13 protein-coding genes are annotated in these 13,230 nt (G+C 46.2%); 6 read left to right on the top strand and 7 right to left on the bottom strand.

The features are described from left to right. Positions 1-9: 9 nt before the first annotated feature. From HQN60_RS00425 to HQN60_RS00415, 3 genes are read left to right on the top strand one after another with little or no spacing between them, the layout of a single operon-like run. Positions 10-387 carry a VOC family protein gene (locus tag HQN60_RS00425; RefSeq protein ID WP_173531839.1) on the top strand — a complete coding sequence of 126 codons (378 nt, stop codon included), beginning with the start codon at positions 10-12 and terminating at the stop codon, positions 385-387. A gap of 31 nt (positions 388-418) precedes the next feature. Continuing rightward, positions 419-1,486, top strand: a complete 1,068-nt coding sequence (locus tag HQN60_RS00420) for an ABC transporter permease subunit (RefSeq protein ID WP_173531838.1) — start codon at positions 419-421, stop codon at positions 1,484-1,486. Beyond that, positions 1,483-2,520, top strand: a complete 1,038-nt coding sequence (locus tag HQN60_RS00415; RefSeq protein WP_173531837.1) for an ABC transporter permease — start codon at positions 1,483-1,485, stop codon at positions 2,518-2,520. The genes HQN60_RS00420 and HQN60_RS00415 overlap by 4 nt, the downstream gene beginning before the upstream one ends. 56 nt (positions 2,521-2,576) lie before the next feature. On the opposite strand, the gene HQN60_RS00410 is transcribed toward HQN60_RS00415, so the two are convergent. After that, positions 2,577-3,275: a pirin family protein gene (locus tag HQN60_RS00410; RefSeq protein ID WP_173531836.1), complete on the bottom strand. Its 699-nt coding sequence runs from the start codon at positions 3,273-3,275 to the stop codon at positions 2,577-2,579. Between the two features lie 108 nt (positions 3,276-3,383). Between HQN60_RS00410 and HQN60_RS00405 the strand changes: the two genes are divergently transcribed. After that, complete coding sequence (locus HQN60_RS00405) at positions 3,384-4,304, top strand: LysR family transcriptional regulator (RefSeq protein ID WP_173531835.1); 921 nt, start codon at positions 3,384-3,386, stop codon at positions 4,302-4,304. A gap of 23 nt (positions 4,305-4,327) precedes the next feature. On the opposite strand, the gene HQN60_RS00400 is transcribed toward HQN60_RS00405, so the two are convergent. The 5 genes from HQN60_RS00400 to HQN60_RS00380 all read right to left on the bottom strand — a co-directional run bounded on the left by HQN60_RS00400 (position 4,328) and on the right by HQN60_RS00380 (position 9,486). After that, entirely contained in the window at positions 4,328-5,923 is a 1,596-nt protein-coding gene (locus HQN60_RS00400; RefSeq protein WP_173531834.1) for a GGDEF domain-containing protein, read from the bottom strand. Beyond that, complete coding sequence (locus HQN60_RS00395) at positions 5,920-7,392, bottom strand: hypothetical protein (protein ID WP_173531833.1); 1,473 nt, start codon at positions 7,390-7,392, stop codon at positions 5,920-5,922. Before HQN60_RS00395 ends, HQN60_RS00400 begins: the two co-directional genes overlap by 4 nt. 294 nt (positions 7,393-7,686) lie before the next feature. Beyond that, on the bottom strand, positions 7,687-8,250 hold the full coding sequence (locus HQN60_RS00390) for a YceI family protein (protein WP_173531832.1): 564 nt from the start codon (positions 8,248-8,250) through the stop codon (positions 7,687-7,689). A gap of 106 nt (positions 8,251-8,356) precedes the next feature. After that, entirely contained in the window at positions 8,357-8,914 is a 558-nt protein-coding gene (locus tag HQN60_RS00385) for a YceI family protein (protein WP_173531831.1), read from the bottom strand. A gap of 20 nt (positions 8,915-8,934) precedes the next feature. Further along, positions 8,935-9,486: a cytochrome b gene (locus tag HQN60_RS00380; RefSeq protein WP_173531830.1), complete on the bottom strand. Its 552-nt coding sequence runs from the start codon at positions 9,484-9,486 to the stop codon at positions 8,935-8,937. A 257-nt stretch (positions 9,487-9,743) separates the two neighbouring features. Between HQN60_RS00380 and HQN60_RS00375 the strand changes: the two genes are divergently transcribed. After that, positions 9,744-10,391: a carbonic anhydrase gene (locus HQN60_RS00375; RefSeq protein ID WP_173531829.1), complete on the top strand. Its 648-nt coding sequence runs from the start codon at positions 9,744-9,746 to the stop codon at positions 10,389-10,391. 93 nt (positions 10,392-10,484) lie between these two features. On the opposite strand, the gene HQN60_RS00370 is transcribed toward HQN60_RS00375, so the two are convergent. Continuing rightward, positions 10,485-11,282 (bottom strand): Cof-type HAD-IIB family hydrolase, encoded by a 798-nt coding sequence (locus HQN60_RS00370; protein WP_173531828.1) that lies wholly within the window; start codon positions 11,280-11,282, stop codon positions 10,485-10,487. Between the two features lie 149 nt (positions 11,283-11,431). Here HQN60_RS00370 and HQN60_RS00365 point away from each other — a divergent pair, with 149 nt between their 5' ends. Next, positions 11,432-12,598: a BaiN/RdsA family NAD(P)/FAD-dependent oxidoreductase gene (locus HQN60_RS00365; RefSeq protein ID WP_173531827.1), complete on the top strand. Its 1,167-nt coding sequence runs from the start codon at positions 11,432-11,434 to the stop codon at positions 12,596-12,598. Positions 12,599-13,230: the final 632 nt, after the last annotated feature.

Raw genomic sequence — 13,230 nt, 5'->3', positions numbered from 1 at the left:
TTTTAATGCATGCTGCATCATCTTTCTTTTGGCGTTAAGGATTTAAACTTATCTGGACTATTTTATGATGCGGCGCTGTCTGCTTTGGGCTTTCGTCGCGTTTTCGAAGATGATTCCGCAATAGGTTATGGTTTGATCGATGGCAAAGATCTTTTTTGTATCAAGCTTTGTCCCGATCTCGTGCCGCCTAGGGGCGGATTTCATTTGGCATTTGCTGCGCCGTCGCGAAGTGCTGTGGACCAGTTTTATCATGCTGCGCTTAAAGTTGGCGGTCTATGTAATGGCGCTGCTGGATTACGGCCTCAATATGGCGCGTATTATTACGCAGCATTTTTGATTGATCCTGATGGTTATCGGATTGAAGCAGTGATCAATACGCCGCTTTGATGTGTATTGAATTAGTTAAAGGCTAGAGCGAATGCTGCAATACATCCTCAAACGTTTACTGCTAATGATCCCCACCTTGCTGGGTGTATTGTTGGTGAGTTTTGTCGTGATTCAATTTGTTCCCGGTGGGCCGGTGGAGCAGATGGTGTATCAACTTAAAGGGCGCGGTGCTGCTGAAGCAGCGGGCAATACCTCGGTAGGGTCGTCAAGCAGTTATCAGGCGGCGCGGGGCTTAAGCGAAGAGCAACTGAGCCAAATTAAGGCGCAATATGGTTTTGATCAACCGGCGCCGGTGCGATTTTGGCAAATGCTAAAAAACTACGCGACGTTTAATCTGGGCGACAGTTGGTTTCGTCACGCCAGTGTCACGCAATTGATTTGGGATAAATTGCCGGTGTCGATGAGCTTGGGGATTAGCAGTTTACTGCTGACGTATTTGATTGCGGTGCCGCTGGGCGTGGCCAAAGCGCTGCGTCATGGCTCGCGTTTTGATGCGGTGACCACGGTGATGCTGATGGTGGGGTATGCGATTCCATCGTTTGTGTTGGGGGTGGTGTTATTGGTGTTATTTGGTGGCGGCTCATTTTGGGCGGTGTTTCCGTTGCGAGGGTTAACCTCCGATGATTTTGCGACGATGTCTTGGTCGGCGCAGGTGATGGATTTTTTCTGGCATTTGGCTTTGCCGGTGACGGCGTTGGTGGTGGCGGGATTTGCTAGCTTAACGATGCTGACCAAAAATAGTTTTCTAGAGGAAATTCATCAGCAGTATGTCACCACAGCGCGGGCCAAGGGCTTGACTGAGCGACGGATTTTTTGGCGACACATTTTACGCAATGCCGCGTTGCCCTTGGTGGTGGGCTTGCCAGGGGCCATTATTGGCGCTTTTTTTACTGGTAGCTTATTGATTGAAACATTGTTTTCTCTCGATGGTTTGGGTTTGTTGGCTTACGAATCAGTGATTCGTCGCGATTATCCGGTGGTCTTAGGAACGCTGTATTTCTTTACTTTATTGGGTTTGTTGGGGCGCTTGCTGTCGGATATTGCGTATGTGGTCGTTGATCCTCGCGTGCAGTTTGGTGCGGTGGGGGCAAGCACATGAGCGAGCTGCATTCAGTAGGACCATGGGCACGAGCATGGGGACGGTTTAAATCGCAACGACGTGCGTTGGTCAGTTTATGGTTATTGGGGATTTTATTGGGCATCAGTTTGCTGGCTGAACTGGTGTCTAACGATAAGCCGTATGTGGTGCGTTATCAGCAGCAACTGTATTTCCCGCTGTTTAAAACCTATCCAGAAACCACTTTTGGTGGCGATTTTCCTACGCCAAGCGATTATCTCGATCCATTTATGCAGCAGCAATTGGCTAGCGACGGCAATTGGGCGATCTTTCCGCCAAATCGCTATGCCGCGGATACGCTCAATTATTTTGCCAGTGCGCCCAATCCAGCGCCGCCGTCGCCCGACAACTTGCTCGGAACGGACGATAAGGGGCGTGATTTATTGGCGCGATTATTGTATGGCTTTCGCACTTCGGCGTTATTTGCGCTGGCATTGACGTTAACCGGCTCGGTGCTTGGTGTGGTGATTGGCGGGATTCAGGGCTATTTTGGCGGGCGCGTTGATTTATTCGGCCAGCGGGTTTCTGAAATTTGGGCCGCATTGCCTGAGCTGTATTTATTAATTATTTTTACAGCGATTTTTGCGCCCAGTTTGAGCTTATTGCTGATTTTGATGACGCTATTGGGGTGGATGGGCTTGGCCGATTACACGCGCGCAGAGTTTTTACGTCATCGCAATCGAGAGTACGTGCTGGCGGCGCGCAGTATGGGCTTGAGCGATTGGCAAATTATTCGTCGGCATGTGTTACCCAATAGCTTAACGCCGGTGTTGGCGTTTTTGCCGTTTCGAATGGGGGCGGCGATTTTGGCGCTGACCAGTTTAGATTTTCTTGGGCTTGGCGTGGGCCAACAAACCGCCTCGCTCGGTGAATTGTTGGCACAAGGGAAGGCCAATTTAGATGCGTGGTGGATTTCGATGTCGACGTTTGCCGTGTTGCTAAGCTTGATGTTGCTGCTGGTATTTATTGGTGAAGGCCTACGGCAAGCACTTGATCCGCGCAGCAAGGTTGGCTGAGGCCTGTCACCACAAAAAGCCAAACCTAAGCTTTTTGTGGTGACTCGTGGAGCGGATTAAAACACATCAAAAACTAAGACTTCAGCGGCGTGGCCATTTTGGATTTTGAGCGCGTCTTCTTGTTTGAGCATAATGGCATCGCCCGCGTCGAGGGCTAAGCCATTGATTTGAACCTGCCCCTTGGCAACATGAATATAGAGTTTTCGACCGGCTAAGATTGGCATTTCGGCGTATTCAGCGCCGTCAAACAAACCAGCATACAACTTCACATCTTGCAAAATGGTCACCGAGCCGGCTTCACCTGTTGGGCTGGCGATCAGGCGTAATTGGCCACGTTTATCCGCGTCGCTAAAGGTTTTTTCCTCATAAGACGGTGCGCCGCCTTTTTGTGCCGGCAAAATCCAGATTTGTAATAAATGCGTTTCTGTATCGTTACTGGGGTTGTATTCGCTATGGCGCAGTCCTGTGCCGGCGCTCATTCTTTGTACATTGCCGGGTAAAATCACCGAGCCATTGCCCATGCTGTCTTTGTGGGCAATACCCCCAGATAGCACATAGGTAATAATTTCCATGTCTTGGTGTGGATGCATGCCAAAGCCCATGCCCGGTGCAATTCGATCATCGTTAATCACGCGTAGTGCACCATAATGCATATGCGCAGGGTCGTAATATTCGGCAAAGGAAAAACTAAAATTCGAGTCGAGCCAACCATGGTTGGCATGCCCGCGTTCAGTGGCTTTTCTTAAGGTAATCATATTAAACCCTTCATTAATTTTGAATGATGTATGCCATAATATGCTTAGGTTTGCTGCAGTGATAGCAAAAAAATAGCACGATATCATTCAAAATTTTGGAATAAGACTATGTTACGTCTTTCGATCGAAGCGTTAGAAATCCTCGATGCCATTGCGCGGCGAGGCAGTTTTGCGGCGGCCGCCGCTGAAGTGCATCGCGTGCCCTCGGCAGTGACCTATATGGTGCGAAAATTAGAAGATGATTTGGGCGTTGAGATTTTCGATCGCAGCGGTCATCGCGCGCAATTAACGCCAGCAGGGCTTGAGCTACTCACTGAAGGGCGGCACTTATTATTGGCCGCCGGTGAGCTTGAATGCCGAATTAAGCGCGTGGCGACCGGGTGGGAAACCGAGCTGGTGATTGCGGTGGATACTGTGTTGCCGTTTGATTTAATTTGGCCGATGATTGCCCAATTTGATACGTTGCAATCAGGAACTCGCTTGCGTTTTATTGAAGAATCGTTAGGTGGTTCGTGGGAAGCATTGCAAGAGCGCCGCGCTGATTTAGTCATTGGTGCCATTAGCCATTTGGGTAATCATTCGGCAACGCAATCAAGTCATGTGTTGGGTGAACTCAATAGCGTGTTTGCCGTTGCGCCGAGTCATCCTTTAGCTGGCGTGAGTGAGCCACTGGCCGCGAGCATGATTCAGCAATATCGGGCGATTGTGGTCCCCGATTCTTCGCATCATTTATTGCCGTATACGATCGGTTTATTGTCAGGACAGCAAACTTTACGCGTGCCCAGTATGCAGCATAAAGTGAACGCGCACATTGCCGGGCTGGGATGTGGTTATTTACCGGTGGCACTGGCCGCCGCACCGCTCGCCGATGGCCGCTTGGTTGCCAAAGCGGTGGCCGAGGTGAGCCCGCCGATTCGAATGTGTTTTGCTTGGCAAAATAATAATGTCGGTCATGCGCTGAAATGGTGGCTTGATTTCTTGATGCAAGACACCAGCATTAAACAATGGCTAGCACGCGGTTTGAATTAATACTGTTCATGCACCCTTGGTGATTAAAGCTCAACCCGATTACGGCCTAAACTTTTGGCACAATACAGCGCTTGGTCGGCACGCTCAATTAAGCTACTCAGGCTGTCACCTTGATGCGCTTGCGCTACGCCAATGCTGATGGTCACGGCGCGATGACCTAAGCTGGCTGGCCATCGATGTTTTTCTACTTGGTGGCGAATACGTTCAGCAACTTTGGCCGCCGAAAATAAATTTAAGCCGCGCAACGACAATAAAAATTCCTCACCGCCATAGCGCACCGGGGTGTCGACATCACGGCAAGCTCGTTGCAAAATAAAACCCAATTCCCGTAAGACTTCATCACCGATTAAATGCGAGAAGTCGTCGTTGATTTTTTTAAAGTGGTCTAAGTCCAATAATAAAATCGACAATGGTTCTTGCTCGCTAATGCTGCGTAATTGCTGTGGCAAATGGGTGTCGAGCCAACGACGATTGGCGAGTTTGGTGAGTGGGTCTTGCTCGACTTCGGTGCGTAATTGATCGAGCTTTTGGCTTTGCTGGGCTTGGACTTCGATGAGTTGGCGGTTTTCTTGGCGGCTAATTTCCAGACTAAAGCGGGTTTCTAGCAAGGCCAATTGCTTGAGAATGCGCGGTTCTAATTCTAAAATCGGCGCGCGTTTGGCGAGACCATGTTCTAAATCGTGTGCTGCTTGCAAAGCCAATAAGGCCTGTTTGGCTTGTCCCATTTGTTCATAGAGTGTTGAAAGTGCCAATAAACAATCCCGCAGTAATTGCATAAATTCACTGTCTTTGGCGATGGCCTGCGCTTCAAGTAGAGATTGTTCCGCGTCGGCATAACGCTGTTGTTGGGTGTAGACCAAACCCAGTTGATGTCCGCATTTGATTTGGGCCCAGAAGTGGTGTGTTTTTTCGGCGTAGGCTAACGCTTGATTTAGGTAGCGAATGGCCTCGTCGTTTTGATTGAGTTGCAATAGTGCTTGTGCGCGCCAAAGATAAGATTCGGCGAGCTCATGATGAAATTGATGTTGCTGGATAATCGGGTCGGCTTCATCAAGCAATCTGAGGGTATCTGCAGGGCGCTTAAGCCACATGGCATCTGCAGCTAGATACAGTCTAATTGTGCAGTAAATATAAGGGGTGGCAATATTGCGACAATATTGCAGGGCTTGTAGATGCAGCTTGTAGGCGCGCTCATGCTCATCGGCGGCATTAAAAATACCGCCAATAGAAATAAAGGCGGAGATTGCGGTGGTGGTGTCGCCAAGCTCCAGCCCGAGTTCAATGCAACTGAGCCATAATTGAATCGATTGCCGATAGTTGCCCATCGTGTACATTTGATCAGCAAGCTGATTCATAATTTGTAAGCGCTCTAAAGCCAAGTCGGCGCCTTGTGATAAACCCAAGGCTTCATTGAGCGTATTGCTTAAGGCATGGCTTTGGCCTAATTCAGTTTCTGCTTGAGCTTTGAGTAGTAACAGTGCAATTTTTTGCTTAGGATTGACGCGAGGATTGGCGCTATTCATTTCATGAATCAAGGCCAAAGCCGGTAGTGGCGCATGTTGCTCTAAATTGTGGCTGATTTGTTGCAGCTGGCGGCTAAATAAGGTGGCGTGGTTCATAGGGCAGCATCCGAAAAAAGCTTGGCCTCGATTTGAGTCAGGATATCCTTGAGCGTATGAGGCGCTTGAGCGCGCATCGCCGCTGTGCGTGCCGGGGTTGTTTCCCACGGTAGTAATTGCAAAATTCGATCAAGATGATGTTGTGTTTGCAATAAGTCAGCGTTGCTGATTGCTGGCGTGAGTAGGGCGTAGACCCCATCGGCGTAATGGCAAAGCACAGTGTGCTCGCTACAAAGGGCCGAGAGTAAAAAAAGCCGTTGCTGATGGTTGTGGCTATTTTGGGCCAAGCTAAAACGAACAAAAATTAAGCCGACGGCAGTTTCGTCGCTGATGAGTTGTTGTAACTGGGCCAGCCAAAAATGACGAATAACTACTTTATTGAAGTCGTCACTTTTTTTGACTTCAATTGTATTTTTAAGTAATTGCTGCTCTTTTTCTATTTTTTGTGCCAATTGCATTAATGGCAATGAATTAAAATTATGTAGGCCGTATTGTTGTTGTTGGGCGAGCGCGCCTAATTCTAATTGTCGATGTGTTTTAAAGTGATTTAAAGCATCATCCCAGTGCTCTTGTTTTTCGGCATATTGCGAACGGATTAAAGCAATTTGGCTTAAAAACGCATACAAATTAAAATGCTCCGCCAGTGCGCTGGCGTGATTGAGTGATGGGCTTGGATCCATATTTTGAGCCAATGCGACTTGCGCCAAACTCACTTGCGTGAGGCATTGGGCCCAAGCGAGATTGTCGTGTTCGGCAATTTGTTGCCATGCCTGAAGGCACTCAGCATGCGCTTGATCGGTCAGTTTAAGTGATAACCACACCCGAGCGCGGTAATTATAGATTTCGGCATACCATGTGGGATTGGTATATTTACTCACATGGCGATCGGCTTGTGACAGACTAATTAATGCATCTTCAAACAAGCCTTGTTTTAAATGTTCTCGACTTAAACAAATCGCCGCTTTGGCGGCCAATTGCGCATCGTTAATTTGATTGGCGCGAGTTAATGCTTCATTGAGTGCCGCTTGCGATTTTTCGTATTGCAAATCGAGCGCCCATAAATTGCCTAAGCCGATGAGTACTTCAATTTGTAATGATTCAATGCGTAAAGTGCGGAGTAATTTAAGGCATTTGTACCATGCGCTTAAAGCATGGGTATAGCTTGATTCTGCAACGTGAATCAGGGCTGAAAGGTGATACCCTTCAGCTAATAAATCGTCGGCTTGATTTTTTTTGGCATAGTGCAAAGCTTGGCGTATGGCCTGTTTGGCCGCAGCAAAATCCATATCAGCCCAATGAAATTGAGCTTGCAATAAAATCGCTTCAGCAATGCCGTGCTGATATTCAATAGCTTGGGCGCAAGTTTGAATCAATTGCGCTTGTTGCAGCAACGCTTTGGAGGTGACTGGGGTTTGTTGTTTGAGTGCTAACAATTGCAGATCAATAGATAAAATATTCTCAGCCATCATGACGATTTATTTCTTTAAAAATCGAAATTAAATCCGATTTAATATATTGATGAAGTGATGGCTTGTAGTGTAACTGATTTGTACTACATTCTTGTATTTATAAATAATTTAATCGCAAATTCAGCGCATTTAAATACAGATGATTGATAAGACGGTTTTATCGTTTTACTGCTTTTGCGGCGTGATTGACGTATTGATTTTGCGCCTGAAGTGCATAAGCCAAGCTCGATCGCTTAGCTTATGCAAATGAAGCGTTCATTGGGGAGAAAACCGCCATTGCTGGCGGTTTGATGCTTATTGGCTTGCTTCTACTTGAATGCGTAAAGTCACTTCGTCGCTGACTGCAGGGACATAGGCGCTCATGCCAAATTCACTGCGTTTAATGGTTGCGATTGCATCCGCGCCGCAGGTTGGTTTTTTGCTCATCGGGTGTGGGCTGCATTTGAAGTCAGTCACTTTTAATGTAACGGGTTTGCTCACGCCTAATAAAGTCAATTGACCGACCACACTGACTAACTGATCACCAGCAAATTTAAAATCGTTGCTTTTAAACGTCATGGTTGGAAATTTTGCGGTATTAAAGAAATCTTCGCCTTTTAAATGCGCATCACGTTTTTCCCAGCCTGAGCGTAGGCTAGAGGTGTCGATGGTGATCTCGGTGGCCCCTTTTTTGGCCGCCAGATCCAGCGTGATGCTGCCACTGGTTTTATCAAATGAGCCGCGTTGGGTTGAGTAACCTAGATGCTTCACTTCAAATGTAGGTAGGGTATGGGATGGATCGATGGTATAGACCTCTGGTGCGGCAAAGGCAGTTGCAGCCAGAGAGACAAAAAGAGCCGAGCGAATGAATTGATGCATGGTTAAAACTCCAGTGGGTAAGTCGATAGAGAGGTACAAAATTGTATGCTCGCTAAGATCTGCGATGAAGTCGCTGCGAGCATACTGTTTCTAACGGCGCTATGGATTAATCTGCTTTGCCTGTGAGCAGCAGTTTGTATTTCACAATGACTTCGTCGGCCACGGTGCCGGTGTCGGCCCAAACGCCGTCACCAATTTTGTATTGCAGGCGCAGCACCGGAATGCTGCCTTCAAGTAATAAGTCATTGCCAACGGTTTTAGCGGTCATTTTGCCGGCGACATCGTGGCTAACCCCTTTGATCATGAGTTTGCCTTTAGTTTCAAATTGGCCGCCACCCAGTGCTTTCACACTGGTCGCAGTAAATGTCGCTTTGGGATTACTCGCAATATCAAACCAAGCTTTTTTCTTGGCTTCGCCATTACCGTCAGGTCCGCCGACATCAATACTGGCTAAATCGACGATGATTTCCGCTTTGGCGGTTTCTGGTTTGGCAGGATTAAAATTAATTTTGGCGGTGAAGTTTTTAAAATTACCGTCAACTGGGGTGTTCATTTGCTTAAAAGTAAAGTTCAGCTGACTTTTAGCCGTATTTAAACTTTGTGCAGCGATGGCATGGCTGCCAATCAGTAATAAGCTTGCGGCAATCAAGGAACGGAACATCATGCTCTCCAGTGTTGAATGATTTATTTGTGATTTAAGAAAGGCAGCATCCGCGCCAAGGTACCGTCTTTATCAATGAGCTGATGTTTAATCGCCCCAGCGACGTGCAGTACGATCAGCGCTAATAATGTGTAAGCGATTAACTCATGGGCTGAGACGAGCCAATTGCCGATTTGTTCATTTTTTGCGATTAAATCGGGTAGTTTGAATACGCCAAAGTAGACAACGGAAAAACCTTTAGCGGAGCTCATTAACCAGCCGACCACAGGCAATAAAAACATCAGAAAATACAGTAAATGGTGGACGCCTAGGGCGAGTTTGCGCTGAATTGCCGGTAACTCGGGATCGACGACAGGGGTACCCCTGAGGAGTTTGTAGCCAAAGCGCACGAAAAATAGGCCGAGTACGGTGATACCCGTCCATTTGTGCCAGTTGATCATTTTAAATTTATCTGGCGATAAGGGCATATCGTCAAAAACCCATGCCAAAATAAATCCCGCAATGATCAGTAGTGCCATCAGCCAATGCAGGCTGATTTGCAGATGATCATAATTTTTGGGCGCTGAATGTTTCATTTTGATTGTTCCTTATTCAGTATTTCTGAATTGTGTAGGCATCATAAGCGTTCACGATCTTTACGAATAGCGTAAATACTTGTGTGTTTTGTTCAAATATTTTGAACTTAAGTGGCATGCTGCATTGGGGCGCTGTAAACACGAGTTAATATACGATGACTTTTTGTTACTTCACAATCGAATACGCTTGAATACGCACACCCTGCGGAAAACCAGTAGAATTGCGCGAAAATCAAAATAGCAATAGGGGATTTCAAGTGGAAGAGATTGAAAAGTTTATTGGCGGATTTCGCCGCTTCCAACATAAATATTTTGGTGAGCACCGGGATTTATTTGCCGAGTTGCAATCAGGCCAAAATCCAAAAACATTATTGATTGGCTGTTCTGATTCACGCGTTGACCCTGCATTGTTAACCGATTGCAATCCTGGGGATTTATTTATTGTTCGCAATGTGGCCAATTTAGTGCCGCCGTATGAAATTGATGGTGCTTTTCACGGGGTTTCATCGGCGATTGAATACGCCGTTGAGCATTTAGAAGTCAGTAAAATTATCGTGCTTGGCCATTCTGGTTGTGGTGGTATTCAAGCGTTGATGGAAGCGAGTGAGCCCAAAACCGAGGCTAATTTTATTGGTCGTTGGGTGAGGATCGCTGAGGCCGCGCGAGATCAAGTCAAACGTGAATTGGCGCATAAATCACCCGATCGACAAATTCGTGCGTGTGAGATGGCCGCCATTATCGTTTCTTTGGATAATTTGATGAGCTTTCCGTTTATTGCTCGCCGAGTTCAAGAAGGATCGTTGAGTTTAATTGGGTGGTATTTTGATATTTTACGCGGTGCTTTATACGATTTTGATCAAGAAAAAAATTCGTTTCAAGCTTTGGTGACGTCGTTAAAAGAATAAAAATGGCTTTGAGTGACTCAACGCTCTGCCTAGCGGTCAGTCGTTGAGTTGCTCAAAGCCATTTGAATATGTGGGGCTATTTTTTGCGTTAATTTAAAGCTTAAAAATCTGTCTTAATTGCTGCGCTACGCCATGTTCATCATTACTTCCAATGACTGGCGCATTGGGGTGGGCCGCTTTGAGTTTGGGGCTGGCATTGCCCATTACAAAAGGATGACCAGCCACCGCAAGTAGCTGAATGTCATTTTGACCATCACCAAAGGCGTAGCAGTGTTCGGCATCAATCGAGAGACGAGCTAAGACTTCAGTCAAAGCGTGGCCTTTGGATACGGTCGGCGCCATCACTTCTAAGCAATCATCGGCAGAAAAAGTAATATAAATTTGGTCGCCAAATCGATCGATAATTTTGCTTTCAATGGCGGTGAGCGTGGCGTGATCGCCAATGTATAAAATTTTGGCGATATCTTCGCCGTTGTGGTGTTTCAAATCGGTCACTTGGTAGCCAAATCCCGAGTCCTTGTAATACACCCCCACTAATTCAGGGCATTCCCGTTCCACTAACCAGCCGGCATCCACATAGGCATTGAGTAATGAGCCATGAGAAAACTCGGGCTGCATTAAAGCACGTGCGAGCTCTGGATCTAGGTTTTCTGCAAAAATTTCATTGTTTTCAGGGTCATGAACGCGTGCACCATTGGAGGTAATTAAGTGCGCCTTCACGCCGAGCGTTTCTCGAATACCTTGTACATCTAAAAAATGACGCCCTGTGGCAATTGCAAGGAGCACCCCTTGCTGAGCAAGTGCTTGGAATGTAGCTGCAGTGAACGCATCGACTTTGTGTTCGTGGTCAAGCAAAGTACCATCCAAGTCAGAAACAATCATTTTTTGCATGGGTTCAATCCTAGGGATTTATCAGTGTGCTGTAATTTTACGCCGCAAAGTGAATGAGTGCGTCAGTAATAATGCCATTGGGGTTCAGCTTTAGCGGTGAGGGGGGGATGAAAGCGGTACAATTGAGACTAAATATAAGGACGGTTTTGATGAATAAAACGGATGTCATTGTGATCGGCGCAGGCGCTGCAGGTCTGATGTGCGCGGCCACCGCTGGCCAGCGTGGTCGTAAGGTGGTCTTGATGGATCACAGTGAAAAATTGGCCGAAAAAATTAGAATTTCTGGCGGTGGACGTTGCAACTTTACCAATCTCAATGTCCGACCAGAATGTTATCTCTCGAATAATCCGCATTTTGTAAAGTCGGCGCTGAAGCAATTTACGCAGTTTGATTTTATGGCTTTATTGGATAAGCACGGCTTAACTTACCATGAAAAAACCTTAGGGCAATTGTTTTGTGATCAAAACTCACAAGGCATTATTGAGATGCTCAAAGCGGAAGTGAATTTGGGCGATGTGATTTGGCGTATGGGCACAGAAGTCATTGCGGTGGCACAAGTGGAGGGGCAGTTTCAAGTCACAACAGCGACCGAAGTCTGGCTTAGCGACGCCTTAGTAATTGCGACGGGCGGCTTATCCATCCCACAAATTGGCGCGACGGCCTTTGGCTATGAAGTGGCAAAACAATTTGGACTCAATTTACAACCCTTGGCGGCAGCATTAGTGCCTTTGACTTTTCAATCCGAGGATTTGTGGACTGAGCTTGCCGGTGTTGCCTTAGAGAATGTCGTAGTCAGTTGTGAAAATACATCATTTCGCGAGGCGATTTTATTGACGCATAAGGGTCTTTCAGGCCCAGCTATTTTGCAAATATCGAGTTTTTGGCAAGCAGGTAAAACCCTCGAAATTGATTTAATTCCTGATTTAGATTTGGCTGATTTTTTAAGAGCAGCGAATCGAGATGCCTTGTTGTCGACCGTTTTAGCTGATGTATTACCAAAACGATTTGTAGCGGTATGGTTGGCTAAATATGGTGAAATAAGGCCGCTAAAGCAATACACTAGTAAAGAGCTGCAGCGATTAGAGGCTGAGCTGCATCAATGGCAAATTAAACCATCGGGGAGTTTGGGGTATAAAAAAGCCGAGGTGACACGCGGTGGTGTAGATACCGATCAGTTGTTGTCTAAGTCGATGATGGCGCGGGAAATTCCGGGTTTGTATTTCATTGGCGAGGTCGTTGATGTGACTGGATGGTTGGGCGGTTACAATTTTCAATGGGCCTGGTCATCAGGATATGTTGCAGGAATGAATATTTAGGATTAGAGTAATACTACAGCAACAAAAGAGCAGTCTTTAACGATGATCTTATTGCTGATTTTGGCTAAACAGTAGATAGGGGGCAATATTAAATTGATTCCAGTGTCATGTGTTTGGTGCCTAGCATTTTATGCTAATTAAGATCAATCTTTTGATCTCTGCCCATAGTGGCTTTATTTAGTTTTGTATTGCAAATTGAGAGCAATCGAGCTAACGCTTTCAACGGGAATGTAGTTACATTTCGATGATCTTTGAGTCGCACTGGTTTTTTGTAGTTGAACTGTAGCAAAGGAGGTCATATTTGATTGATTCCGATGTGTTTAGTTTACTCAACCTAGCTGGCTAGTTCATGCCATTTCTGGTCATTGTTATGATCATTGCCGTAGTGCCGTATTTTGTAGTATGAATATAATGAGTTGCGTTAATTAACGGGGTGTCGATCGGGCACCCCATCTATAAACCTTTACTTTGTTTCAAATGATTCATACTTTTTAGTTTAAATGTGCAGGTTGATTTTATACTTGTGTTTTCATTTTAATGATTCAGCACTTTTTATAAACTGAAGTTTGTTTTTTGATCAGGTTTTGGTTGTATTTAGTTTTGCTTGTATTTATTGAAAAATGTTTTTGCAT

This window comes from Deefgea piscis (assembly GCF_013284055.1).
GTDB lineage: Bacteria > Pseudomonadota > Gammaproteobacteria > Burkholderiales > Chitinibacteraceae > Deefgea > Deefgea piscis.
This window is presented reverse-complemented; position numbering and strand designations above follow the sequence as displayed.

Bases quoted from the DNA above. Each gene is read 5' to 3' on its own strand.
- HQN60_RS00405 (WP_173531835.1), top strand. From the start codon at position 3,384: ATGTTACGTCTTTCGATCGAAGCGTTAGAAATCCTCGATGCCATTGCG.
- HQN60_RS00415 (WP_173531837.1), top strand. From the start codon at position 1,483: ATGAGCGAGCTGCATTCAGTAGGACCATGGGCACGAGCATGGGGACGG.
- HQN60_RS00380 (WP_173531830.1), bottom strand. From the start codon at position 9,486: ATGAAACATTCAGCGCCCAAAAATTATGATCATCTGCAAATCAGCCTG.
- HQN60_RS00390 (WP_173531832.1), bottom strand. From the start codon at position 8,250: ATGCATCAATTCATTCGCTCGGCTCTTTTTGTCTCTCTGGCTGCAACT.
- HQN60_RS00410 (WP_173531836.1), bottom strand. From the start codon at position 3,275: ATGATTACCTTAAGAAAAGCCACTGAACGCGGGCATGCCAACCATGGT.
- HQN60_RS00425 (WP_173531839.1), top strand. From the start codon at position 10: ATGCTGCATCATCTTTCTTTTGGCGTTAAGGATTTAAACTTATCTGGA.
- HQN60_RS00420 (WP_173531838.1), top strand. From the start codon at position 419: ATGCTGCAATACATCCTCAAACGTTTACTGCTAATGATCCCCACCTTG.
- HQN60_RS00365 (WP_173531827.1), top strand. From the start codon at position 11,432: ATGAATAAAACGGATGTCATTGTGATCGGCGCAGGCGCTGCAGGTCTG.
- HQN60_RS00395 (WP_173531833.1), bottom strand. From the start codon at position 7,392: ATGATGGCTGAGAATATTTTATCTATTGATCTGCAATTGTTAGCACTC.
- HQN60_RS00400 (WP_173531834.1), bottom strand. From the start codon at position 5,923: ATGAACCACGCCACCTTATTTAGCCGCCAGCTGCAACAAATCAGCCAC.
- HQN60_RS00370 (WP_173531828.1), bottom strand. From the start codon at position 11,282: ATGCAAAAAATGATTGTTTCTGACTTGGATGGTACTTTGCTTGACCAC.
- HQN60_RS00385 (WP_173531831.1), bottom strand. From the start codon at position 8,914: ATGATGTTCCGTTCCTTGATTGCCGCAAGCTTATTACTGATTGGCAGC.